Genomic DNA, 22644 nt, shown 5'->3' on the forward strand with positions numbered 1-22644 from the left:
CACCAGCGGCGGCGCATGGAGCATTGCCTGGTCCCGCACGTCGACTTCTAGTGTGTATCGAACTTCCAGGTGAGGTTGCCCTTGAGAGCATGGTCTTGGGCGCGGGAGCCGATCTGGCCGCTGTAGGAGACGCCGAGGCTCAGCGCTTCCGAGGCTTGCCAATCGAGCCCGGCCTCGACCACCAGCGCATCGCGGTCAACTGGCACGCCGGCCACCGTGAAGGCAGAGGCGCCACCGGCAAACGCCAAGAGCGCCTGCGGCGCAACATCGCCGATAGCGTGCCGCCAGCCCACAAGCCCCTTGACCGTCAGCGGCGCCTCGCTGCTCAAGCGGGCTTCCGCCCGCACGCCGAGCGTCGTGGTGCCGAGCTCATAGGTCCGGCCGAAGCCGGTCAGCGCTGCCGCGCCGCCGGTCTCCTGGAAGCCGTCGGTCTCCAGCCTCAGTACAGAGGCTCCCGCAAATGGCTCCAGTTGCACCTGACCCCACACCAAACGGTAGCCGACCTCGCCGAACGCTTGCAGGGTGCTGCCATCGTATGACGCCTTGGTGGCATCGGCGAGGGCTGGAGCGCTGACCGTGCGCCTGACATCGATGTCGTGCCGGGCATAGGACGCGCCGAGCCGAACGCTCAGATTGCCCCAGGATCCTGAGCCGTAGAGGGCGCCGAACACGCTCTCGTTGGAGCCGGAGGAGAGCCGCTGATCGACATCGAACGAGGTCGATGTGTAGCCGCTCGCTAAACCGAGCCGGATTCCATCAGCGACCAGAGCGTCGCCGCCGAGAATGAAGCCGCCGGTCGAGGCGTCGAGGGAGGCGGCATTATGGTTGGAGCGCACTTGGCCCCACGAGCCGAAGCCCTCGCCCCACAGCACATAGCGCGGTGGCAGTGGCTGCGGCACCACCGCCACCGGTGGGACGGCCCTGCCAGGCTGATCGGCCGCGAACGCTGCCGGATACAAGTCTTGCGCCAGGCGCGGCAGCGCTGGGCCGCCGAGCGAATCTCTGAGCCGGGTGAGGATGGCGTTTTGCACCAAGCGGGCATCCTCATACGCGACCGTCACAGCACTGGCATGCGCCTCGCCGGAAAGCGCATCGAACGCCTGGCGGGCGCCTGCAACACTCTGGCTCAACACCGTATCGAAGACCCAGTTGCCTTCGCCCAAGGCCTCGACTGCGTTAGCGGTGCGGAACTGATTGATCGTGGTCGCCACGGAGCTGAAGGCGATGGGCTGCGGGGCTGGATTGGAGCTGCGGGCTAGCGTCAAGGTAACGTCGTTGTTGCCGTAATCCAGCGACGGGAGGAGGAAGGCCAAGTTGGAGCTAACGGCGCTAAACCGGCCCGAAACTCCGCCGGCAGCCGAGAGGATCGTGTAGGTCGTTCTCGGCAAATAGGTGCCCTGTTCGGCAAGGACCTGGACCGTCCCGCCTTGGAGCGTCGCTGCGCCCGACGCATCGATACGATCGGCCTGACCGGCTGCGTTCGCCTCAACCTGATAGATCGAGCCGGACTGAAAGAGGATATTTCCGGCGACGCTCAGCCGACCGATCGAGTTGCCCGGAGCCGCAGAGCCGCCGCTCTGAACGATGAGACCGCCGATCGTGCCATTGCCGCCCAACGTCGCGCCGTTCTGAACGGTAATGGAGGAGCTCGCCAGCGAACCATTCACCGCAAGGCGTCCGGCCTGAACCGAGGTCGGACCGGAGAGCGAGTTGTTTCCAGTGAGGTTCAGGCTGCCGGCGCCGGCCTTGGTGAACGGACCACTGCCTGTGAGCGGCGCGGACATCGTCTGGGCATTGCCGTTGGTGTCGACGGTGAAGCCGTCGGAGCTGACGGTAATGGGGCGGTCAAGCGCGCCGGTATAGGCGAACCGGAGGACACCGCCACCGAACGTGACAGGACCGCTGCCGAGCGCATCGGGAGCGCCGATGACCAGCGTTCCACCATTCACCTGGGTCCCACCCGTGTAGGTGTTGGTCCCGGTGAGCGTCAGAGCGCCGGCGCCGGCCTTGGTGAGAGATCCAGACCCACTGATGTTGCCCGAGAACGTGCCGTCTACAGGCTGATCGAACACCAAAGCCGCATTGTTGAGAACGGGCCCTTTGAGACTGGTTGCATTGGCCACAAGGGTGCCGCCCGAGATCGTCGTGCCGCCGCTATAGGTATTGGCGCCGGAGAGCGTCAGAGTTCCCGCACCGAGCTTGGTCAGGCCGCCCGGGCCACCAAGTGCTGCTGAAATGCCGATATTGTGGCCGTTGCTGTCGATGAAGGCGCCACCGGTGCCAATCACCACATCCCCGGGAGCAAAGCCATAGCGATAATCGGCCTGATCCGCGAGAAAAAGGGCCCGGTCGGCGCTGGCGCGCAGAATACCGCCGTTGAGATTGAGCGTGGCAACACCCGACCGCCCGTCGCCAAGCCCCTTCGCCAGGAGACCGGTCGTCAGCACGCCGCGATTCCCAGCCGTACCACCGAGGGTCAATGTCCCCGCTGACGATGGAACCGCTCCCATCCAGGTGGTGGGGGCGCTGACAACGCCACCGTTGTCGATCATCACCGTGCCGTTGCCATACCATCCAACCACCAGGGTTTGGCTGTTGGTCCATTGCGAGCCGGCGCCGCTCACGGTCACAGACCCGGTCCCGCCAGCGTTGTCGCCGACCTGGCCGGTTGTGTCGCTGACGCTCCCTCCATTCAGGATATTCAGGAAACCAAAACCGGCACTGCCCACGCCGATGGAGATCGTACCGGTGTTGGTCCATGCCGAATTTGCGCCCTGCACCGTCACCGTCCCCGTGACGTTATCGGAGCCGACACGGGCCGTGGTGCCGTTGACCTGGCCGCCAGGTCCAATGATCAAGGTACCACCGAGCGTATTACCAACCATAAGGTTGTTTAAGATATTCCAGGGTGAGGCCTCGGTACCAGGGACAGTAACGGGTGCTCCTTCGACCACGGTATTCGGTGGTATGGCTTGAGCAGCCCCCGTCAAGAAGGCCAGCACAGCGGTCGAGGCTGATGCCAGCAAGAAGGCCCGTGAGACGATTGCTTTGGGCTGCGATGTCGGCATTGAACTCTTCAGAACCGGCTCAACGAGGTGACGGGAAGATTGGCGCATGGTGTTTCCTGGTGGGTCAGGCACACCTCAGCGGCCTGGAGCGTCGGGCACCATAAGATTGGCTGCCCCGCAGTCCATTGGATTGAGCGTTGCAGGCAAGCTTTCCTACCAAGTGTGACGTTGCGGCAACTAACAGGCCCGCTCCGCGATGAGTGGAAGACGGCCTGTCCGCCAGCCCTTCGGCTGCATCTGGGCCGCATCGATCCGGGTTCTGGTATGCCAGGAACTTCGTTGCGCGCGGCGGTGAGAGGGCGAGCGTCAAAGCTGCTCGGCGAGCGGGATGTCCTGAAAAGCCAAGCACTGCGCCGTTGCCCGGATTATGCAACAGAAACTGGAAGGCCAGTACTGGGTCACAAGTGGGGGCGGGAACAAGAACGGCTCTGTCGCAGCCGGCCTTCTTTATCGGCCCGATGGGAAGCTGTCAGACCCATGCCAACTGTCTCCGCACCCTTCGTGGCAGGGGTGTTCGACAGGGGGCCCTGGAGCGCATCGTCTCACCACTCGGCTTGATCCCATCGGCCCGCGCCCCCGCGACGCTTGCCCTCTCTCGGCTTCGTCCCAGATCGTTGAGGCTCACCGTCGCGTCACAACATCGTGAGACCGCCAACCCAGGCCAAGTCCGATACCCGGGCTGGCCAGGACCGGTCGCTCTTTATGATGGAATTCAACGACGTCTTACCAAGCTCACAGGCCATTCATAAGCCCTGGAAATAAGTGCATGCAGCATCAGGGCATAATCTTTCACCCGCTCCTACCCTAGACTCATTCCAGCCAAGCCCAATCTGTGTGTCCTCGCACCAGCGGCGGACATGCCCGAGACATGCCGACAGACCTGAATAGAAGGAGCATCGACTGACATGCCGATCCTTCATGAGCTGGAACTCAACCGACGCGACCTGATGGTCGGCGGTTGCACCTTGGCGGCCCTGACTGCGGTCCCTACTGTTGTTCAAGCCCAACCATCCCCAGCAGGAGCGCTTGCCTTGACGAAGGTATCACTCACCGTGAATGGCCAATCCCACGATCTTGAGATTGACACGCGAACGACCCTTCTCGACGCCCTGCGCGAGCACCTGCACCTGACCGGGTCCAAGAAAGGGTGCGACCATGGCCAATGTGGTGCCTGCACGGTCATTATCGACGGTCGCAGGGTCAATTCCTGCCTCACGCTCGCGATCATGAACGAGGGCATGGAGATCACCACGATCGAGGGTCTCGGTACCCCGGGAAATCTTCACCCCATGCAGGAGGCTTTTATCAAGCACGACGGCTATCAGTGCGGGTACTGCACTCCGGGCCAGATCTGCTCCGGTGTCGCCGTATTGGGTGAGATCAAGGCCGGGATCCCAAGCCACGTCACATCCGATCTGACACAGCCGGTCACATTAAGCGATGCGGAGATCCGCGAGCGCATGAGCGGCAACATCTGCCGCTGCGGCGCCTATTCCAACATCGTCGAGGCCATGACCGAAGTCGCCGGGAGGCAAGGATGAGGGCGTTTACCTACGAGCGTGCGGCATCCCCGGTCCAAGCGGCGGCTGCCGCTGCGGCCAATCCCGATGCGAAGTTCATTGCTGGCGGCACCAACCTGCTCGATCTGATGAAGCTCGAGATCGAGACGCCCACCCACCTGATCGACGTGAACGGGCTCGGACTCGACACCATTGAGGCTACATCCGAGGGCGGATTGCGGGTCGGGGCGCTGGTGCGAAACACCGACCTTGCCGCCGACGAGCGGGTGCGCCGCAACTACGGGGTGCTGTCGCGGGCGATCCTCGCCGGTGCGTCCGGACAGCTTCGCAACCGGGCGACCACGGCCGGGAACCTGCTGCAGCGCACCCGCTGCCCGTACTTTTACGACACCGCCCAACCTTGCAACAAGCGTCAGCCTGGCTCCGGCTGCTCCGCCATTGGCGGGTTCTCCCGCCAGCTCGGCATCGTCGGCACGAGTGAGGCCTGCATTGCCACCAATCCGTCTGACATGGCTGTTGGTCTGCGGGTCCTCGACGCAACGGTCGAGACAATGAAGCCCGATGCAACAACACGCCGGATCGCGATCGCCGAGTTTCACCGCCTACCCGGCGATACGCCGCATATCGAGACCGTGCTGGAACGGGGTGAATTCATCACGGCGGTCACGCTCCCCTCGCCCGTCGGCGGCAAGCACCTCTACCGCAAGGTTCGCGACCGCGCGTCCTATGCCTTCGCCCTGGTCTCGGTGGCTGCGGTCATCCAGCAAGATGGCACGGGTCGGGTGGCGATTGGTGGCGTCGCCCACAAACCCTGGCGGGTCGAGGCTGCCGAGGCTGAGCTGCCTCGTGGCGCGAAGGCAGCCTCTGAGCGGTTGCTGGACGGCGCAAAGCCGAGCCATGAGAATGCATTCAAGGTGACGTTGGTCGAGCGAACGCTCGGCTCCGTACTGGAAGAGGCGAGGAGCTGAGCCATGAAGTTCGACAAGCCGGAGACGACAAACCCGATCGACCAACTCAAGATCGTGGGTCAGGCGGTCAACAGAGTGGATGGTCCCCTCAAGGTCACGGGCGCTGCAACCTATGCCTATGAGTGGCATGATCCCGATGCAAGGCTCGCCTACGGCTACCCGGTCGGATCGACCATCGCCAAGGGTCGGATCGCTACGATGGATCTCTCGCAGGCTCGCGCAGCACCGGGTGTGGTCACGATCGTGACGGCCAAGGAGGCCGGCCAGCTCGGTAAGGGATCGCTGAACACGGCGACGCTCCTGGGTGGCCCGGTCATCGAGCATTATCATCAGGCCATTGCCGTCGTGGTGGCCGAGACGTTCGAACAGGCCCGCGCGGCCGCGGCGCTTGTGCATGTCACCTACGAGGAAGCAGAGGGCAAGTTCGACCTCAGCGCTGAGAAGGATGGCCTTGGGCCGACCGATTCCGACGTGAAGGTCGGTGAATTCGAGACGGCTTTCGCCGAAGCGGCCGTGCGGCTCGACGAGACCTACACCACACCGGACCAATCGCATGCGATGATGGAGCCGCATGCCTCTCTCGCAGCCTGGGACGGCGACAAGCTGACGATCTGGACGTCCAGCCAGATGATCGCCTGGAGCGTCGGTGACGTCGCAAAAACACTCAAGATCCCCCCGGCGAACGTGCGCGTCATCTCTCCTTATATCGGCGGTGGGTTCGGGTCGAAGTTGTTCGTGCGGTCTGACACTATCCTGGCTGCACTTGGATCTCGCGCCGCCGGACGGCCCGTGAAGATCGCGCTGCCGAGGCCGTTTCTCATGAACAACACGACCCATCGGCCGGCGACCATCCAGCGCATCCGGATCGGCGCTGGGCGGGACGGCAGGATCACGGCCATTGCGCACGAGGGTTGGTCAGGGAATTTGCCAGACGGCGATCCGGAGAATGCAGTGGATCAGACCAAGCTGCTCTATGCCGGTGCCAACCGCTTGACGGGCAACCGTCTTGCGACGCTTGACCTGCCCGAAGGCAACGCCATGCGGGCGCCGGGCGAGGCGCCCGGCCTGATGGCGCTTGAGATCGCCATGGATGAAATGGCCGAGAAACTCGGGCTTGATCCGATCGAGTTCCGGGTGATCAACGACACGCAGGTCGATCCCGGCAATCCGAATCGGCCGTTCTCCCATCGCCAACTCGTGGAATGCCTGCGTATCGGCGCCGAGCGCTTCGGCTGGTCGGCCCGCAATGCCCGTCCGGGGACCGCGCGGGATGGTCGCTGGCTCAAAGGCATTGGGGTCGCGGCCGGCTTCCGCAATAACCTCACCACGAAGTCGGGCGCCCGAGTGAGACTTGATGGTCGCGGCGTGGTCACGGTCGAGACCGACATGACTGACATCGGGACCGGCAGCTACACGATCATCGCTCAAACCGCCGCTGAAATGATGGGCCTTCCCATCGAGAGGATCTCGGTGCGCCTCGGGGACTCGGCTTTCCCGGTCTCGGCAGGTTCGGGCGGCCAATGGGGTGCCAACAGCGCGACGGCCGGCGTCTATGCCGCCTGCGTCAAGCTGCGCGAGATTGTGGCGCAACGCCTTGGATTCAACTCTACGGATGCTGTCTTCGCTGATAGCGAGGTCCGGTCGGGAGATCGGCGTGCATTACTGGCCCACGCGGCCAGCAATGGCGAAATCACCGTGGAGGATGCGATCGAGTTCGGCGACCTCAAGAAGACGCATCAGCAATCGACCTTCGCAACCCACTTCGTGGAGGTAGCCGTCGACGCGGCGACGGCGGAGACGCGGGTACGGCGAATGCTCTCGGTGTGCGCGGCAGGCCGGATCCTCAACCCGAAGACCGCGCGCAGCCAGGTAATCGGCGCGATGACGATGGGCGTCGGAGGCGCCCTGATGGAGGAACTCGCCGTCGATAAGCGGCGCGGCTTTTTCGTCAATCACGACCTCGCGGGCTACGAGGTTCCGGTCCATGCCGACATTCCGCACCAGGAGGTGATCTTCCTCGACGAGATCGATCCGATGTCGTCGCCGATGAAGGCTAAGGGCGTTGGTGAACTTGGACTGTGCGGCGTCGGCGCGGCGGTGGCGAATGCGGTCTACAACGCTACCGGAATCCGCGTGCGAAACTATCCGATCACTCTCGACAAGCTGATCACACAGCTCCCCAGCGCTGCGTGAAGCATATGGCAGTCGGCGTCCCGTGGGCGCAACGCACATGCGGGCGCCTGCCCCGCCAGATGCAAGAATTCGCCGCCGATCCACAGCCGGAAACGGTACCCTTCGAACGTCTGCCCCGCAACGAGGGCCGGAAGGACGCGGGCGTTATCCACTGCCGGACCCCGTGTCCGGCGACCGGATACCGAGCAAAGCCTGGCGTTCGTCAGGGGATAAGAGTTACCGGCGCGCCATCGATCACCTCGCAGATTGTCGGCTCAATCGCTCCTGAGGAGCCGGACATTGGTGCGAGATCCACGAACCCCGTACAGCTGCTAACCTCCGTATCCACACGTTACGTTCTGGGTATCGTTACCAGTAGGGTTCCGGCTAATCGCCGAGAGCGCCGGACGATAGGATCGTGAAGGAGCGGAGAGGCGAGTTCCTGATCTATTCTATCTTAGCGTATGATCAGGAGCAGATCTTGCGCTGACCCCAGTGTACTGGGCTGACCGTCGTGGCCCGGAACTCCTCGTTCGCATTCAAGGGACGATCGATTGACATTCGTCGGATCGGGCAAGAGCTCGGCGTGGGCTATGTGCTGGGAGGCAGCGTCCGCCGTAGCAACGGGCGACTTCGTATTACGGCCCAGCTCATTGATGCACGATTCGGAATCCACTTGTGGGCCGACCGCTACGATGGGGTCCTTCAAGATGTCTTCGAACTCCAGGACCGGATCACCGCGAACGTCGTTGCGGCCAACGAGCCGAAGCTTCTGTTTAGCGAGGCCGACCGGGTCCGTCGTCGGCCGCCGCAGAGCCTGGATGCCTATGACCTCTATCTTCGGGGGCTCTCACTGATCAATGAATACAGCGCCGAAGCCACGACCGCAGCCATACAATGCTTCGACAAGGCTATGGTGTGCGAACCTGGTTACGCTCAAGCCATGGCCGCATCGGCGTGCTATCGTGACTTATGCCAATTCCAGGGGTGGGCAGGACCGTCGGAAGGGCCAGGATCAAGGGGGGAATCTGGCGTGGGACGCGATTGCCCTTGCCCCATGACCCCAACGCGCTGTGGATGGCGGCATTCGCGATCTGGGACTTGGCCAAGGATGGCCCCCGCGCACAGGAGCTGTTTCGGCGCTCACTGAACATCAATCAGAACTCCGACATCGCCTTAGCACTGGCAGGCTAGGTCGAGGCCGCGAATGGAAATCCCGCAGCCGGCCGTGAGTTGATCGAAAAATCCACGCGTCTCAATCCCACGCAGCCAACGCCATGGGTTGCGCTGACCGGGATGGCATTCACGTATATCGTCGAAGGCAAATATGCAGAGGCGGCTTTGTGGACAGAACAGGCGGTGATCCGGAACCGCCGCTTTGCTCTCGCACTTCGCAGCCTCGCGGTCGCCCTGGTGATAATGGGTGAGATGGACAGTGCACGGGGGATCGGTGACGAGATCCTGAAGATCGAGCCGGACGCAACTGTCGCCAATCTCCCTGACCGGATGCCTTATGTCAGCGAGCCGGTTTTGCGGACCTATGTCGAGGCGCTCTGCCAAGCCGGATTGCCAAAGGGACCTGTTTAGATTGCGGCCCATTCGTGGGGAGCCCTGAAGCATCAGACCGAAAGAGAGGGTTCGAGCTTGTGGGTTAAATCCGATGCTTTCTCCTCGGAGGAGAGCATCGTTGATGGTGGAAGACGAAGTCAACTCGTCCGCACGATGCTCCCAGGGACGGTGAGCCCGACGACCGACCGGATGTTGGAGCGACGGGTGGGCTATGCATGAGGCCTTAATCAAAAACGCCATAGCCCCCGACGGCGTGCCTGCGGACGCCTTCGAGGTTCAATTCGACGCCAATACCCGGCGCATCAGGCAAGGCGATGTGGCCGTCATTGACGATCGACTTCCGACCGTGAGGGACATGGACATAGCTGTCCCACACCTCGCGCTCCTCAAGGGCGTGCCACTCGAGAACGAGGAAGTTCGGCACCGAACCGCAAACATGGCAGGTGGCCATGGTGCCAAGGGGGGTGGATACGAGATGCGGGGCGAAAGGCAGGTAGTAGATCTCCGCGAGATGCGCAATTTTCCGGCTCTCCGAAAGTCCTCCGCACTTGGGAACGTCCGGCATTACCACGTCGGCACACTGCCCCTGGAGGAGCTCACGAAACCCCCAACGCAGATAAAGGTTCTCACCGACGCAGATCGGCGTCTTGCTGCGCATACGTATCTGCTTCAGCGCTTCGACATTCTCTGCCGGGATCGGCTCTTCTAGCCATAGCAAGCTGAAGCGCTCCATCTCGCTGGCAATGCGACAGGCGCTCGGCACATCGTAACGCGCATGAAGATCGATGCATAAATCGATGTCGGGCCCGATTGCATCGCGAACCGCAGCCACCCGCTCCACCATGGAGCGCAGTTCTGCGCCGTTAATCGTGTGATTGGCTACGTCGAACTTCGCCTGGTGGTCCAGATTGTCGATATCGAACTTGAGTGCTGTGAAACCCTCCGAAACCATGCACCTTGCCCTGGCGGCGCAACCTTCAGGGGACCCCGAAGGGTCGTCTCCGTCGCCGCAATCAGCGTAGAGGCGGATGCGGTCACGGAACTTGCCGCCGAACATACGGTACAGCGGTTGACCGGCCGCCTTGGCTGCGAGATCCCAAAGCGCCATCTCGATTCCGCTTAACGCGATCAGAAAGATGCCCGATTGTGTGCCGGAAAAAACGTGCTTGCGCCGGATCTTCTCCCAGCAAGCTTCGACGTTGCGCGGATCCTCGCCAACCAGCTCCGGTTTCAGCTCGGAGATCAGACCTACGATTGCCGCAGCGCCGGCGTCGGGATTAGACTCGCCATATCCCGAAATGCCAATGTCAGTATCGATCCTAATCAGCGTCGCCTTACCGTGGTAGGCAACGACCGCCGTCTTGATGTCCGTGACCTTCATCGGTTTCCCTTCACGTTGGAGGGTGAGCCTAGAATTTCTCTGCCTGGCCGAACCGGTCTGCTGCCCCTTGTTGGAGCGGCATTGTTGTCGAGGCCGCCCTCTCATCCGAGGCCAAGGCTTCCGAACCCGCTGAGGATTTTCGCTTTGTGCTGTAGCGGCACTTCCCCCAGACCTCATCGATCGCCAACGAGGTCTACGCACATTATTTCGGATGCGCGGCTCGCCAAGCTTGGTACTCTCCTTCAGCATCCGGGTGCAACGGATAGTACCGCTGCAACGGCGCCCCTTCCAACAGTTTCATTCGTGAGAACACTTCCCACTCATGGTGCTTCTGCGCCTCTTCTATCACGGCCTTTGCCATGGTTACGGGCACCACGACGGCCCCGTCGTCGTCGGCTACGATGATATCGCCGGGCATCACTGTCACGCCGCCACATGCAATGGGGACATTCACAGCGTTGGGATAGATACTTGTCTGCACGTGGTAGTTAGGCGTCCACCCGCGCAACCAGAGCGGAAGGTCAAGTCGCGTAACATTGGGCCGATCACGCATGCACCCGTCGATGATGATTCCTGCCCCTCCTCTACCCTTGAAGTAGGTGCTCATCATGTCGCCAAAGACTCCCGAGCTCATGTCAGCGCGCGCATCCACCACGACCACGTCGCCCTCCTGGACATGGTACAGCACGTGCCGATGCAGTTGCGTCTCTGGATCGGCATACTCGCCCTCGGAGAAGAGGTCGGGTCGCTGAGGCAGGAACTGAAGAGTCAAAGCCGGTCCGACGATCGCCTTGCCAGGGTTCTGCGCAACCGGGCCGACGATGTGAGGATTGCGAAAACCCATATGTCCGAGCGTACCGGCGACGGTTGCGGCGCCGATTTCCCTGAGCCCCTCGATCAGTTCTCTGGCGGGCCTTACGATGTCGGATGTCTGCGTCATTGTCCCCTCGGTCCAATGGGTTACCAGTTAGTGACAGATCCGTCGCGGCGCCGGAGATGCGGCGCTTCCCAAAAGCGCGGGCTCTGCGACCGAACCGCAGCTTCGTTGATTTCCACGCCAAGTCCGACAATGTCGCTGACCAGATAATCGGCACCATCGAGGCGCGGCTGTACCGGAAAGAAGTCCGAGTTGTCGAAGCCCAGCTTCGTCTCAGGGGCTCTCGTTTCGAGCCAAGCGAAATTAGGAACCGCTGCGGCGAGATGCACAGAAGCAGCCGTGCAGACGGGACCAAGCGGATTGTGCGGCATCAAATCGACATAGTGCGCTTCGCTCCAGCCGGCCACCTTCATCGCCTCGGTAAGCCCACCAACATTGCAAACGTCGATCCGGTTAAACTGGTGGATACCGCGCTCGATATAAGGCAGGAACTGCCACTTGCTGGCAAACTCTTCGCCGATGGCAAAAGGAACGTCCGTCATTGTGCGCAGTGCTTCATAGGCCTCGGGCGTCTCGTCCCGTATCGGCTCCTCAATGAAATCGAGCACGCCTCGACCGAGCTTGTTGCAGAAGCTTGCAGCCTCCGCAATGGAGAGACGGTGATGATAATCGATGCCAAGGACGACGTCATTGCCGAGCTCCTCACGGGCCTTGTTGAGCATTCTGGCAGACGCACCGATCGACTCGCGCGGTTCGAAGATCTTCTTGCTGCTCTGTCCGACCGGGAAGAAGCGGATCGTTTGCCATCCCTGTGCAATCAGTTCGCGGGCACGCTCGATGGCGACATTGCCCTCTGCCTCGTCCCCGGTGGAGGCGAAAGTGGGGACCCGGTCGCGCTGCTTGCCACCGAGCAGCTCGTACACCGGCACTCCCAAGACCTTACCCTTGATATCGTGCAGAGCGATATCAATCGCGGAAATTGCGGCCTGCAGCACCCGCCCGCCTTCGAAATACTGACTGCGGTATGCTTCCTGCCAGATCCGTCCGATCTGCATGGGATCCCGCCCGATCAGGAACTCGCGATAGTGCTCAATGGCGCCAGCGACTGCTCTCTCGCGTCCACTCAGGCCGCTTTCGCCCCAGCCGAAGACACCCTGATCGGTCTCGACCTTGACGAGCATCTGATTCCGCACCCCGACCCAAACCGGGTAGGGAATAATCTCAGTAATCCTAAGCTTTGCGGTCATCCCCTGCCCCTACGCCCCATCGGATCGATCTGTCTCAATCGACCTTTAGGGCCAGTTCGGTCGCGCCATCGAAAAGATGCATGCGTTCCTGATCGAACTCGAGCCAGATCTGCTCGTCCGGTGTGATGGCGACGTTAGGTGGCACGCTTATGTTGACGACGGCCCCGGACATTAATGCCTGCACAAAAGTCACATCCCCGGTTGGTTCCACGGTGTAGGCTTTGGCGGGAATCGCGTTTGGAGACGCGTCCTTGGCCAGCTTGATCGTGGAGTGACGTGCCCCCAGCACGATCTTTCTGGTGGTCGAACGCTGCACCTTCCGAGCGTTGAGCGGCGAGAGCGTCATGGTCCAGCCTTCTGCACCGGTCAACACGGTTTGCCCATTTACTGTCGATGCCTCAAGTGGGATAAGGCTCATCGCCGGGCTACCGATGAAGCTGGCGACGAACATGTTGACCGGGTGGGCAAAGACTTGAGCCGGTGAATCGTACTGCTGCAGATAACCGCCATTCATGACGGCCATCTTGTCGGCCATGGTGACAGCTTCGAGTTGATCGTGCGTCACGTAAATAATCGTTGCCTTGAGGTCCTGGTGAAAGCGTTTGATCTCAGAGCGCATCTGCACGCGAAGCTTGGCATCGAGATTGGAGAGCGGCTCATCCATGAGGAAGACCGCTGGATCGCGCACGAGCGCCCGGCCAAGGGCCACGCGCTGTTGTTGTCCGCCTGAAAGCTCACGCGGCTTTCGCTCTAGCAAGTGCGTCATGTCGAGCACGCGCGCTGCTTCCCGAACCTTCCGATCGATCTCGTCACGGGGGAGCCGGCGCATTTGCAGCGGAAACGCCAGGTTTTTGTAGACCGATTTTTGCGGATAGAGCGCGTAATTCTGAAACACCATCGCAATGTTGCGATCTTTCGGGTCGACGTCGTTGACCACGCGGTCCCCGATTGTGATCTCGCCAGACGTAACCGGAATCAACCCGGCGACCAGATTGAGCGTGGTGGTCTTGCCGCATCCCGAGGGACCGACCAGCGCAACGAACTCACCGTCCTCGACTGTGAGTGACACGTTGTTGACGGCGGCGAAGGCGCCATAGGTCTTAACCAGACTCTTCAAGACCACATGGGCCATGAGACCTTTCCCCTAATGTTTGACAGCACCTTCAGTAAGGGCGCGGACAAAGTAGCGTTGCAGCAGGAGGAAGAGCACGACGACCGGCAGGCTCATCATGAAACTGGCGGCCATGAGGCCTGGGAAGTCAGTCGTGTTTTCAGAGAAGAACCGTTGAATGCCGACCGGCAGCGTCAACTGCTCATTCTTGTTGAGAAACGTGTAGGCGAAGATGTACTCATTCCAAGCACCGATGAAGGAATAGATGGCCGTGGCCACAATTCCCGGCGCGGAAAGCGGCATCACGATCAGTACGAACGCTTGGAATCGGGTCGCGCCGTCGATGCGCGCCGCCTGCTCAAGTTGGTAGGGAATATTGTCGTAGAAGCCCTTGAGCAGCCAAATTGCGAGCGGCAGGCCAAACGTGAGATACGTTAGAATCAGGGAACCGTGGGTGTTCACAAGGCCGAGCAGCCGCATCAAGATGAAGAGCGGCACAAGGAAGATAACTGCAGGAAACATGTTGCGCAGCAGCACCGCGAAGAACAGGAACTTACGTCCAGGAAAGTCGAATCGCGAGAAAGCGTAGGCCGCAGGGACGGCGACGATGACCGCGAGCGCGGTCGTCATGGTCGATACAAAAAGACTGTTCCAGAAGAATCTCAGGAAGTCCTGGCCGACACTGTTATTGGGATCAAGCAGTTTCTTGTAGCTCGCGAGCGTCGGTTCGTTGGGCAACCATTGGGGCGGGAGCTGCATGGCTGCGAAACCGGATTTGATCGACGTGAGCAACATCCATGCCATTGGCACCGCTGTGTAGAAGAGCATCATCACAAGGAAGATCCGCCCGATCCAGCGCCAGGCATCGATCGGCTTGCCTCTCCTGGTCGTGACGATGCTGGTCATTGACATTAAGCAACGCGCTCCTTGTTCTCGGCGCTACTCAGAGCACGTACATAGAAATAGCCCAGCGTCATCAGAGTGAGGAACAAAAGCACCGAGTAGGCTGACGCGATGCCCCACCGCTGGCGCCCGAAGGCGAGCTCGTAGATATGGGTGATCCAGATATGAGACGCATTCGATGGGCCGCCGCCGGTCATGATCCAAGGAATGATAAAGGAGTTAAAGTTAGACACCGCGAGCAACAGGATCGTCACGGTGGACACGCCCTGAAGATGGGGGAACGTGACATGCCAGAAACGCTGCCACGCGCCTGCGCCGTCGACTTTCGCCGCCCTAAGCAGCTGATCGGGAACGGTCTGCAGGCCGGCCGTCAGCATGATCATCGCGAACGGAAACTCGCGCCATACGTTAACGACGATGAGCGATGGCAGAACGGTGCCCACGCTGTCGATGAGATTAGGCGGCCGTTCGGCGAGACCCAGCCCGACCAGAACGGCGCCGATCAGGCCGAAATCCGAATGGTAAATCCATTTCCAGATATAGGACGCGGCGACCGCGCTTATGACCCATGGAATGATGAGGATGGCGCGCAAAACACCACGGCCGAGAAACTCGTGGTTGAGAGCGAGCGCACTCCCTAGCCCCAGAGTAAAAGCGAACGCAGTCGAGGCGAGGGTCCAGATGAATGTGTTGGCAGTAACGCGCCAGAACACGTCGCTACTCAGGATCAGCCCATAATTGTCGATGCCGACGAACTCCTTGTCACGCAATTGGAGACTCGGTGGCGTGGTGAAAAAGGACAGTTCCACGGTGTAGTAGATCGGATAGGCGATCACGATCAGCATCACCACAATCGCGGGCAAAACGTAGAGATAATCGAAGCGATGGTCCCATGCCTGCCGAAGGAAGCCAAAACGCTTCGCTTTTGCCTTCAAAGGAGCGTCAACCAGGCCCGTCGCCATGGTCATCGGGGCGCCCTTCTCCTGTGAGGGAAAGAGACCGGCGACCACCGCCGGCCAAGCTGGCTAGAGCTTTCCACCGCTCATGATATTCTTGATCTTCTTGGCAGCGTCTTCGGTAGCTTGGTCCACCGTCATCGCGCCCGTGAGCGCATTCTGCAGCATATCGGGCACAACGATGTTCATGATTTCAGGCGTCTCGGGAATAGTCGGGAACGGGACGCCGTAAGGCAACATGGAGGTCGTGACGTCGAGGAACTTGATATTGTCCAGGCGCTCTTTCATCCACTTCGTCTTGAAGCCATTCAGGTTGCCAGGGTTTGATCCGGCATAAGCCATTTTCAGCGACCATTCCGGGCTTGCCCAGAAACAAGCGAGCGCCTTGGCGGCCGGCAGATCCACCTTGCCCCCGTCCACGTATTCCGGCTTCAGGATGTGCATGTTCGAACCGCCGAACACGACCGCGCGCTTGCCGTCCGGCCCGGTCGGGATTGGCCCGTAGCGCATGTTGTCGATGACCGTCTGAGCCTTCTGCACATCGGTCCCGGACGCTTTTTTCTTTAGATCCAGCATCACGTCGTAGTCGGACGGGTGCGAAATCATCATTCCGAGCTGACCCGCCAGAAAGAGCGGTTGGTTGTCGGCTTGCTGGTTGGTCAATGCCGAAACCGGCACAGATTTGTCGCGCACATACATGTCATACGACGCTTGCAGAGCCTGCTTGCTTGCCCGGCTGTTGATTTCGATCCGCCCGTATGTCGGGCTTTGCGTGGTCTCGTCGAACACGCTGCCGCCGTAGCCCCAGAGCTGAGGCAAGAAGCGATACGGTGTGTTGCCGGCGTTCTTGCGGGCGACGAGTCCGTAGCCTGCGATCCCGAGCTTATCGTGGATCTGCTTGGAGTATTTGACGACGTCGTCCCAGGTGGCCGGCGGCTTGTCGGGATCGAGACCGGCCCGTTTGAAAATGTCCGCGTTCCAGATGAATGCCATCGTCTCGTTGTTGGTCGGGATGCCGTAGGTTTTACCCTTCCACATGTTCGACTTCATGGCTCCGGGCCAGAAATCCTCCGTTGCGTAGCCGACGTCTTCGGGTTTCAGCTCTTGGAGATATCCTTTGGAGGCGAATTCGACGCCACCCAAGATCTGCAGCCGCACCATCATCGGCCCGGCGTTGCCGAGCAGCGCCGTCCGGAACTTGTCGAGCAGGTCGTTGTAGGTGAGCGCCTGCTCCTGCAAGTCAATGTTGGGGTAGGTCTTTCGGAAGGCAGCAAAGAAGTCTTTATAGTACTGCCGCAAGAGGTCAGGATCGCCCTCAAACACGCCTTGGTACCAGAACGTGAGACGTCCTTTGTAATCGAGTGGCGTGACTTTATTGCAGTCGGCAGCGGTGTCGAAGTCCTTTGTGCCCGCAATCGAGCGCACATATTCCGGCGACCACTTGCTCAGGTCGACGGGGGGCGCGCCCAACACTGGCGACGACATTAGCAGCGACGTGATAGCAGCCGCGGAAACACCACCGCGAATGGCCTGGCCGAAGTTAAAGGTCGACATCAAGTCCCTCCAATTCTTCAGGGCCAGCGCGCACTGGCACTGTGGCTTCCACCCTCTTTTGGAGCTTTTTCTTGATCGATGCTCCTATTGAGCGACGATTACAGAGCTAGACTTGTATGTCAATTGCGTCAGATCGTATATTATCTGTGTCAGCTGACGTATGATCTGGGCATTGGAGGTAAGATTGAGGGGGGCAAGTGACTACCAGGCGGCGCCGCCGATCGGGATTGACCCGATTGGCGCCTCCACCGACTCCACGGCGCTGCTCTATAAGGTGATCCGAGACGACATCGTCTCGGGGCGGCTCAAGGCCAATCAGCGCCTCGTCGTGGCAGACCTCGCCAAGCGTCATGGCAGCTCGACGACGCCAGTTCGGGAGGTGCTGCAACTCCTGCGCGGCGAAGGGTTCGTCATTTTCACGCGAAATCGCGGCGCGCGCGTCCGGCCGATCGACCGCGATTTTATTCGCGACATCTATGAGATCGGGGTTTTGATCGAGCCGTCGCTGACGCGTTGGTTCGTCGGAATGGCCACTGAGGCCGACATCGCGGAACTCGAAGCGGTCCAGAGCCAGATCGAGGCCAACAATTTCGCTGACCAGACCCTGCACAGCGAGCTCGACACGAAGTTCCACACCGTGATCTACCAGCGACACTACAATCGGCACGCTGCCGAACTGTGGTGGAAGCATCGCGAGGTTCTCCGAGCGGTCAGCCGCCGGTTCGGCTTCACTCTTGCGCGGCGAGCGCAGGTCATCAGCGACCATCGTGAGCTGATAGCCCACATCAAAGCGGGTGACGCCGATCGGGCGGCCGAACTCGTAGCGCGGCATGTCGAAGGATCCGGACTCCACATTCTCGAGCATATGCGAGCCATGGCTGCCGCCCAGGCAGGGTAGGTTTCCGACCTGAGGCACAGCCTCTTCTCGAATTCACAGGAAAGCGGAACACATGAAGATTACCAGCGTCAGACCGTGGCTTATCAAGTCGAGCGCCTCCTACTGGGGAGAGTTCCTGTTTGTTGAAGTCAGCACGGATGAAGGCATCACCGGCTGGGGCGAAATCACCACGACAACAAAGATTGCAAACCGTGCCCTGACGGCGATGCTACGACAGATCGGCTTGACACTGGTCGGCGAGGATCCCGCGCACATTGAACGCCTCTGGCACAAGCTCTTTCGCGCCTTCACTTACATGGGGAGCCGGGGCGCCGCTGTGGAGTGCCTTAGCGCCATTGACATCGCCCTTTGGGACATCAGGGGAAAGGCCCTTGGAAAGCCTATATACGAGCTTCTCGGCGGACCTGTGCGCGACGAGGTTGCGCTCTATACCCATCCTGATCAGCGCAAGTTCACGAGCAAGGAAGCCGTCGTCGCCGAGATTCAGGCGATTGTGAAATCGGGACACACCGCGCTCAAGTTCGATCCGTTTCCTTTGCAGGGCCCGCATGCTGATGGCATCGCGCGCGAGCAGCGCGACGGCTACCTCGACGGCAGCATGACGCGCCAGGACGAGCATGCGGCTGCAGAGTTGACAGCGCTGATCCGGGAGACGGCCGGACCTCACATCGAAATCCTGATCGACGCCCATGGCCGCTTCGATGTGCCAACGGCGATCCGACTCTGCCGGTCTCTCGAGGAGGCCGGAAACATCGACTGGTTCGAAGAACCCTGCCCGCCAGAAAGCGTCAATGCCCTCAAGCAAGTGCGCGAGAAGATCAACGTGCCGATCTCCTGGGGCGAGCGTGGACATACGAAGTGGGACTTCGTCCCCATTCTCGAGAATAAGCTGGCCGACTACATCATGCCGGACGTGACCTGGACAGGTGGTATTACCGAGCTGAAAAAAGTCTCGGCGCTATGCGAGGCTTATTACATCCCAGTCTCGCCTCATGATGCCGCCGGGCCGATCAATGTCGTAGCCGGTGCTCAGGTGATGATGACGGTGCCAAACTTCTACAAACTCGAAACGTCGGAATGGAACCTCTCCAAATATGATCCTCTCATCAATGTGCCGCTCGACAATTCCAACGGCAGTCTCAAGCTCAGCCCTGCGCCGGGTCTCGGCATCGAGATGAATCGCGAGTACCTCGAAGCCAACGTCGTCGATTGAGACACAATGTGCGACGCGCGTCGAGCCAGCGCCTGAGCAGTCGGGAGTGAGTAACGCCTGCAATCCACAAACACATGCCGGCGAAGCGGTTGCGGTCCATCGCGCGGGCCGAACGTCGGGAACAGGGAGGATACCGTCATGCAGAAGCTGGATAGCGCTGACGAGGCGCTGAATCGAGTCAATCCGTTCTCCAAGCCGTCGGAGCTTCGCATCACCGATATGCGCGTGGCCGAGATCGTCGGCGCTCCCTTCGCGTCCGTGCTGGTCAAAATATACACCAATCAGGGCCTCATCGGACTCGGCGAGGTGCGGGACGGCGCCAGCGCGACCTATGCGCTGATGCTGAAGAGCCGGCTTCTCGGCGAGAACCCCTGCGACATCGACCGTCTGTTCCGCCGCATCAAGCAGTTTGGTGGACATGGGAGGCAAGGTGGCGGCGTCTCGGCTGTCGAGATCGCCTTGTGGGATCTTGCCGGGAAGGCCTATGGCGTGCCGATCTATCAGATGCTGGGCGGCAAATTCCGTGACAAGGTGCGCATGTATTGCGACACCGATGCGGAGCAACCCAGTGGTACGGCGACGGGCATCCGCCTCAAAGAGCGCATGGACCTCGGTTTCACGTTCCTCAAAATGGATCTCGGGTTAATGCAGATTGCCGACCTGCCGGACGCCGTAGTGGCGCCGGCCGGCACTCTCGAAGGCCTCCGCTCGCGTGCGGCGCAAGGCAGGGCGCATACGCCGGAGGAGCGCCGGCGGCGCAACGCCGCTTACGACGCGCAGAATGTGCGTCATCCGTTCACCGGCCTCCACTTTACGGACAAAGGGTTAGATTATCTCGAACAGTACATCTGCGAGGTCCGCGATGTCATCGGCCCGAACATCCCGCTTGCCATTGATCACGTTGGACACATCTCGCTGCAAAACGGCATCAGACTCGCGAAACGCATCGAAAAATATGTTCCGGCTTGGCTTGAGGACGTGATTCCATGGCAGTATGCGGAACAGTATCGGCATTTGCAGGAGGCGACATCGGTTCCGATCTGCACGGGTGAAGATATCTATCTGAAAGAGAGTTTCGAGCCTTTGCTGAGGGCTGGGATTTCGATTATTCACCCCGACTTGCTCACATCGGGCGGCATCCTGGAAACCAAGAAGATCGGCGACATGGCGCAGGAGTTTGGCGTCGCCATGGCGATTCACATGGCGGAGAGCCCCATCGCCGCGATGGCTGCGGCCCATGTCGCCGTCGCCACCGAAAACTTCATGGCGCTTGAGTATCACTCGGCCGATGTGCCTTGGTGGGATGATATCGTGACGGGCCTTCCTAAGCCGCTGCTAAAGAACGGCTTCATTGAGGTCCCCGATAAGCCGGGCCTCGGCATCGACGACATCGTTGACGAAGTCATCGCCCAGCATCTGCAGCCAGGTGTTGCCGGCATCTGGCAACCAACGGATCACTGGGATCACGAATATTCCTGGGATCGCACTTGGAGCTGACGTCACCGTTCGAAGGGTCTGCGCGCCTGCTGGCGTCGCAACGGCGCCTGTCGTCGGGATTGCACCTGTCTATCGCATCCCAGCCATCCACCATACGAAGAGAGCTTGGCCATGAAGATCACCGACTTGCGCTGCGCCGTCATTGGCAAGCACCCCATCGTCCGCATCACCACCGACGAAGGAATTCACGGGCTTGGCGAAGTGGAATTCACCAAGGGCTATATCAAGCCCTGGGTGTTGCATTTTCGCGAAGCACTGATCGGCGAGAACCCGACCGACGTCGAGCGTGTGATGCTGAAGATTCGTCAGCGTGGCTCGTTCAAGCCCTATGGCGCGGCCGTGAGCGCCATCGAACATGCGCTCTGGGATATCGCCGGCAAAGCGGCGAACGTCCCGACCTACAAGCTGCTCGGCGGCAAAGTCCGCGACAAGGTTCGGTGCTACAACGGGAATATGCGCAGGAAGCGGACGGGCGACCGCCCGGAGGACTACGCCGCCGACGTGAAGTGGATGGCCGAACTCCCCGAGAACTTCTTCATGGTGAAGCAAGGTATCAGCTTCCACTCCAACATGAAGGATACGGTCGAGGACTTCCATTATGGCGTACGCCAGACGCGCTCAGGCTACCACGGCGCAATGGACCAGGGCGTGATCAGCGAGCATGGTTTCAACCACATGCTCGATTGCGTCATCGCGATGAAGGAGGTACTTGGTGACAAAGTCAGCTTGGCGCTTGATTGCGGCCCAGGCTGGATGTTGCCCGATGCGATCAAGTTCGCGCGAGCAGTCGAGAAATACAACATTACCTGGCTCGAGGATATGCTCACCGGCGATTACGTGCCTTGGGTCAATCCTCAGGCCTATCGCGAACTCACCTTATCAACTTCAACGCCGATCCATACCGGCGAACAGATCTATCTGCGACACAACTTCAAGGAACTCATCGAGACGCAGGCCGTGCGCATCATCGGACCCGATCCGGCTGATGTCGGCGGTATCGCAGAACTCAAATGGGTCGCCGAGCACGCTTACATGCACTCGATCCTCATGGCGCCTCATGGCACCGCAAACGGTCTCCTAGGGCTTGGCGCATTGATCAACGTGTGCGCCACGCTGCCCGCCAATTACATCGCCTTCGAATATCCGACCGCATCGGATCCGTGGTGGCACGACATCATCTTAGGACTCCCGACGGGTCGCATCGTCAACAATTCGATGATCGATCTGCTACCCGGTCCAGGCCTCGGTCTCGAAATCGACGCTAAAGCCGCCAAGCGCTATCTTAAAGAGGAAGATGCCGGCTTCTTTGACTAGTTCTGAGGCATATGCAGCGGCGTTGCCGCTGCTCGGCACCGTCATTGGCCGAGAGTTCTTTGTCCGGCGGTGAGGACTATCGCAAGCGTCGCCGGATGCTGCGCTGAGCGGGGCATCCTCACGGGCGCCCCAGAGACCCACCAACGATCCCAGCGAGGCAGGTCAACGTAATATCTCACCGCATAAGCGGCGGACCTACGGGTATTCCGGAGAGTGAGCTCGGCTTCCCTTGATGCCGCCTACGTCAGGAACGTGCCGATTTTGTTGATTTAGAGCTCCTAACAAAACCGTCTGCATTGGTTGAAGCAGATGAGAGCCCATCCAAGCGTGGTGAAGGCGAGATGGATGTCCTCGCGACGCTCATAGCGGATGGAGAGACGGCGGAAGCGGTTGAGC

General features: G+C 60.5%; 17 protein-coding genes and 1 pseudogene. 9 read left to right on the forward strand and 9 right to left on the reverse strand.

Going from position 1 to position 22644, the window contains the following annotated elements; genetic code table 11:
• Positions 1-47: 47 nt before the first annotated feature.
• Positions 48-3116: an autotransporter outer membrane beta-barrel domain-containing protein gene (locus K9B37_RS18600; protein WP_224315023.1), complete on the reverse strand. Its 3069-nt coding sequence runs from the start codon at positions 3114-3116 to the stop codon at positions 48-50.
• A 356-nt stretch (positions 3117-3472) separates the two neighbouring features.
• Between K9B37_RS18600 and K9B37_RS24965 the strand changes: the two genes are divergently transcribed.
• The 5 genes from K9B37_RS24965 to K9B37_RS18625 all read left to right on the forward strand — a co-directional run bounded on the left by K9B37_RS24965 (position 3473) and on the right by K9B37_RS18625 (position 9315).
• The gene (locus K9B37_RS24965) at positions 3473-3817 is read left to right on the forward strand and encodes an XdhC family protein (protein WP_224315024.1); all 345 of its coding nucleotides are present in this window, start codon (positions 3473-3475) and stop codon (positions 3815-3817) included.
• A gap of 156 nt (positions 3818-3973) precedes the next feature.
• Positions 3974-4609, forward strand: coding sequence for an aldehyde dehydrogenase iron-sulfur subunit PaoA (gene paoA, locus K9B37_RS18610; protein ID WP_224315025.1), 636 nt, complete (start codon positions 3974-3976; stop codon positions 4607-4609).
• Entirely contained in the window at positions 4606-5556 is a 951-nt protein-coding gene (locus tag K9B37_RS18615; RefSeq protein ID WP_224315026.1) for an FAD binding domain-containing protein, read from the forward strand. Before paoA ends, K9B37_RS18615 begins: the two co-directional genes overlap by 4 nt.
• A 3-nt stretch (positions 5557-5559) precedes the next feature.
• Positions 5560-7749 (forward strand): aldehyde oxidoreductase molybdenum-binding subunit PaoC, encoded by a 2190-nt coding sequence (paoC, locus tag K9B37_RS18620; protein ID WP_224315027.1) that lies wholly within the window; start codon positions 5560-5562, stop codon positions 7747-7749.
• Positions 7750-8961: 1212 nt separating this feature from the next.
• Positions 8962-9315 carry a tetratricopeptide repeat protein gene (locus tag K9B37_RS18625; protein ID WP_224315028.1) on the forward strand — a complete coding sequence of 118 codons (354 nt, stop codon included), beginning with the start codon at positions 8962-8964 and terminating at the stop codon, positions 9313-9315.
• A 205-nt stretch (positions 9316-9520) separates the two neighbouring features.
• Here the strand turns inward: K9B37_RS18625 and K9B37_RS18630 are convergent, their stop codons facing one another.
• From K9B37_RS18630 to K9B37_RS18660, 7 genes are all read right to left on the reverse strand, one after another.
• The gene (locus K9B37_RS18630) at positions 9521-10678 is read right to left on the reverse strand and encodes a mandelate racemase/muconate lactonizing enzyme family protein (RefSeq protein ID WP_224315029.1); all 1158 of its coding nucleotides are present in this window, start codon (positions 10676-10678) and stop codon (positions 9521-9523) included.
• Between the two features lie 202 nt (positions 10679-10880).
• Positions 10881-11618 carry a ribonuclease activity regulator RraA gene (locus K9B37_RS18635; RefSeq protein ID WP_224315030.1) on the reverse strand — a complete coding sequence of 246 codons (738 nt, stop codon included), beginning with the start codon at positions 11616-11618 and terminating at the stop codon, positions 10881-10883.
• A gap of 20 nt (positions 11619-11638) precedes the next feature.
• Entirely contained in the window at positions 11639-12802 is a 1164-nt protein-coding gene (locus tag K9B37_RS18640) for a mandelate racemase/muconate lactonizing enzyme family protein (RefSeq protein WP_224315031.1), read from the reverse strand.
• A gap of 34 nt (positions 12803-12836) precedes the next feature.
• Positions 12837-13934, reverse strand: coding sequence for an ABC transporter ATP-binding protein (locus tag K9B37_RS18645; RefSeq protein ID WP_224315032.1), 1098 nt, complete (start codon positions 13932-13934; stop codon positions 12837-12839).
• A gap of 12 nt (positions 13935-13946) precedes the next feature.
• Positions 13947-14819, reverse strand: coding sequence for a carbohydrate ABC transporter permease (locus K9B37_RS18650; protein ID WP_224315042.1), 873 nt, complete (start codon positions 14817-14819; stop codon positions 13947-13949).
• Between the two features lie 5 nt (positions 14820-14824).
• Positions 14825-15784, reverse strand: coding sequence for a carbohydrate ABC transporter permease (locus tag K9B37_RS18655; protein WP_224315033.1), 960 nt, complete (start codon positions 15782-15784; stop codon positions 14825-14827).
• A gap of 57 nt (positions 15785-15841) precedes the next feature.
• Complete coding sequence (locus tag K9B37_RS18660; protein WP_224315034.1) at positions 15842-17326, reverse strand: ABC transporter substrate-binding protein; 1485 nt, start codon at positions 17324-17326, stop codon at positions 15842-15844.
• Positions 17327-17486: 160 nt separating this feature from the next.
• Here K9B37_RS18660 and K9B37_RS18665 point away from each other — a divergent pair, with 160 nt between their 5' ends.
• The 4 genes from K9B37_RS18665 (at position 17487) to K9B37_RS18680 (ending at position 22248) form a co-directional block, all read left to right on the forward strand.
• Positions 17487-18224: a GntR family transcriptional regulator gene (locus K9B37_RS18665; protein WP_439651754.1), complete on the forward strand. Its 738-nt coding sequence runs from the start codon at positions 17487-17489 to the stop codon at positions 18222-18224.
• Between the two features lie 52 nt (positions 18225-18276).
• Positions 18277-19437: a mandelate racemase/muconate lactonizing enzyme family protein gene (locus K9B37_RS18670; protein ID WP_224315036.1), complete on the forward strand. Its 1161-nt coding sequence runs from the start codon at positions 18277-18279 to the stop codon at positions 19435-19437.
• A 138-nt stretch (positions 19438-19575) separates the two neighbouring features.
• Entirely contained in the window at positions 19576-20934 is a 1359-nt protein-coding gene (locus tag K9B37_RS18675; RefSeq protein WP_224315037.1) for a mandelate racemase/muconate lactonizing enzyme family protein, read from the forward strand.
• 111 nt (positions 20935-21045) lie between these two features.
• Entirely contained in the window at positions 21046-22248 is a 1203-nt protein-coding gene (locus tag K9B37_RS18680) for a mandelate racemase/muconate lactonizing enzyme family protein (RefSeq protein WP_224315038.1), read from the forward strand.
• A gap of 278 nt (positions 22249-22526) precedes the next feature.
• Here the strand turns inward: K9B37_RS18680 and K9B37_RS18685 are convergent.
• Positions 22527-22644 (reverse strand): annotated as a pseudogene (locus K9B37_RS18685) (IS5/IS1182 family transposase); the annotation flags it as partial.

This window comes from Microvirga puerhi, from assembly GCF_020089865.1.
Lineage (GTDB): Bacteria > Pseudomonadota > Alphaproteobacteria > Rhizobiales > Beijerinckiaceae > Microvirga > Microvirga puerhi.